We start from the raw sequence: 1373 nt of genomic DNA, 5'->3' as shown, positions 1-1373 counted from the left end.
TAATAAGAAAAGGTCTTGAGAAATAACTTCAAGCTATCGCTTGACCGAAATTCATCTCCCACTTTCACTGGTGCTTCGTACCCATACGTTTAGAAGTGGGAGACTTCTTTCGGAATTACGTTAAAAATGGAAAGGAGAAAATTATGGGCTTAAAACATGCATTGCTTGTTCTTGCTGCACCGGTTCTCCTGCTAACTGCGTGTGATGATGAAGGCGATGTGGAGAATGGAACCACTGAAGTTGGTGTCACAGATGGTACCTTTGAAGACGGCACTTAAGAACTGGTCGAAGCAAACTATGATGAGAACGGCTGGTGGGCTGAATTCACTATCGATGATGAAGATGGTGAAATCGTCACATCTAATTACAATGAGCAGGGTACAGCTAAGACTGAGGATGAGAGTTATCAAGAGGCAATGGCTGATCAGGCAGGTATTAGGCCTCAGGAATACATGGATGCTTTAAACGGACAGCCTTTTGAAACAGAGGATGCCGGACAAGTTGATACTGTATCGGGAGCTACTTCCTCATCGGAGAAATTTCAGGAATATGCCGCCATGCATCTGAATGCAGCTGAAAATGGAGAAATCGATACCTTAGAAGTAGATAACGAAGTTGATTAAGTAATAAAAGCATAGAAACATGCTTTTTTCAGAAGGATACACATGAACGCTGGACAATTTGGACGGATAACCGTCCTCTCTTTTTTTTTGCTACCCCGTCATTTTATTTGTTCTGAGACTGTCAGGCAAACGGACGTTGTTAAAAATGAATGCTTTTGACTTTATCATTACCGTTTCTTTAGGAACGGTGTTTGGTAATATACTCATCAATCAGGATGAAGTATTATGGGAAGGTCTTTATATCTTCTGACTACTTTTATTCTTTCAGTTTCTTTCAAGCTATTTGTCTTCAAGATCGCCATTTTTCAGCCGAATACTGAAAGCTCATCCATCTTTACTTTTTTATGATGGGAAATATTACGAGGATAAGATGAATAAGGAACGCATTCCAAAATCTGAAGTGCTTCAGGCAATCAGAGAACAAGGGATTGGAAAGGTTGAAGAAGTAGCTGCAGTGATTCTTGAAACAGACGGGACAATATCTGTTTTACCTAAGAAGAATAATGAACTGAGAGATTTGAATACATTAGTCGATATGGACGAAAGTCAGGATGACCAGAAAAATGATATAGAATGATTCTGGTTCTGACGAGGAAATATAATCTCAAAGAAATAAATAGTAGCACTAGTGTTGCATTAAAAATTTAACTGTTTCATGACATAAAAAAGTCCTTTATAATGGGGTTGGATGACTTATCCAAGACCAAAACAAAGGACTTACAACATGGATAAGTATAAAACAAAAATGAC

Annotated in this window: 4 protein-coding genes; all 4 read left to right on the top strand. The window is 38.6% G+C overall.

The window, feature by feature from the left end; all coding sequences use genetic code 11:
* Positions 1-143 precede the first annotated feature (143 nt).
* The 4 genes from ACYQ4S_RS11900 to ACYQ4S_RS11885 all read left to right on the top strand — a co-directional run bounded on the left by ACYQ4S_RS11900 (position 144) and on the right by ACYQ4S_RS11885 (position 1200).
* Positions 144-278 (top strand): hypothetical protein, encoded by a 135-nt coding sequence (locus ACYQ4S_RS11900; protein WP_346024856.1) that lies wholly within the window; start codon positions 144-146, stop codon positions 276-278.
* Positions 279-281: 3 nt separating this feature from the next.
* Entirely contained in the window at positions 282-623 is a 342-nt protein-coding gene (locus ACYQ4S_RS11895) for an FMN-binding protein (protein WP_459771354.1), read from the top strand.
* A 100-nt stretch (positions 624-723) separates the two neighbouring features.
* Complete coding sequence (locus ACYQ4S_RS11890; RefSeq protein WP_428830619.1) at positions 724-873, top strand: DUF421 domain-containing protein; 150 nt, start codon at positions 724-726, stop codon at positions 871-873.
* Between the two features lie 33 nt (positions 874-906).
* Positions 907-1200, top strand: a complete 294-nt coding sequence (locus ACYQ4S_RS11885) for a DUF421 domain-containing protein (RefSeq protein ID WP_346024857.1) — start codon at positions 907-909, stop codon at positions 1198-1200.
* Positions 1201-1373 lie beyond the last annotated feature (173 nt).

It is taken from the genome of Alkalibacterium sp. s-m-28 (assembly GCF_054658175.1).
This window is presented reverse-complemented; position numbering and strand designations above follow the sequence as displayed.

Excerpts from the sequence above, each read along its gene's own strand:
- ACYQ4S_RS11900 (WP_346024856.1), top strand. The coding sequence starts at position 144 with ATGGGCTTAAAACATGCATTGCTTGTTCTTGCTGCACCGGTTCTCCTG.